We start from the raw sequence: 603 nt of genomic DNA on the forward strand, positions 1-603 counted from the left end.
TAGCACGATTTATTCCCTTCGGTCAGGTATAATTATTCACTATAATTAGCTCGCATAGCTCCAACGGTAGAGCAATTGCATGGTAAGCAAGAGGTTGTAGGTTCGATTCCCACTGTGAGCACCATTTCACTTTTATAAAAACAAATCAATTTAATATATAATATTTCATAAAATAAAACTTTTTCATTAAATATTATAATTAAGACATAAAAAAAGGGAAAAGAATTAACTTTTCCCTTTTTTTTAAGATGGATATTTTAAATATTTTTCTGGTTTTTGTCAGTGTTTTTATTTCTATCTTCAAGAGGTTTAGAATTTATTGAATCATCATGTACTAAGTTTGAATATTCTTCGTAATTTCTTTCTCCTTTTTTATCTCTTTTATATATTGAATAAGCACAAAAGTAAAATACTATTACTGCAATAAACATTAATATTATTTTTGTATAACCTTGTAAGTCAACTATTTCTTGATAACTCATAATAACCTCTTATTTTAAAGAATTCAAATACGCAATAAGCGCTACAATCTCAGGAATCTGACCGTTTGCTACGGCATCTTTTACAGCTTGATTTTTCATATCAGCAGCAATAGCTTTCGCT

Annotated in this window: 1 protein-coding gene, 1 tRNA gene and 1 pseudogene; 1 reads left to right on the forward strand and 2 read right to left on the reverse strand. The window is 28.0% G+C overall.

The features are described from left to right. Positions 1–48: 48 nt before the first annotated feature. A tRNA-Thr gene (locus CRU95_RS16110) sits at positions 49–124 on the forward strand. A 133-nt stretch (positions 125–257) separates the two neighbouring features. On the opposite strand, the gene CRU95_RS16115 is transcribed toward CRU95_RS16110, so the two are convergent. Beyond that, a complete protein-coding gene (locus CRU95_RS16115) occupies positions 258–482 on the reverse strand; it encodes a CcoQ/FixQ family Cbb3-type cytochrome c oxidase assembly chaperone (protein ID WP_129102124.1) in 225 nt (74 codons plus the stop codon). Positions 483–491: 9 nt separating this feature from the next. Beyond that, a pseudogene (locus tag CRU95_RS16120) lies at positions 492–603 on the reverse strand (cbb3-type cytochrome c oxidase subunit II); the annotation flags it as partial.

Origin of the sequence: Arcobacter sp. F2176 (assembly GCF_004116465.1) — a bacterium.
Lineage (GTDB): Bacteria > Campylobacterota > Campylobacteria > Campylobacterales > Arcobacteraceae > Arcobacter > Arcobacter siniprincipis.

Coding starts and splice junctions, on each gene's coding strand:
- CRU95_RS16115 (WP_129102124.1), bottom strand. CDS start 482: ATGAGTTATCAAGAAATAGTTGACTTACAAGGTTATACAAAAATAATA.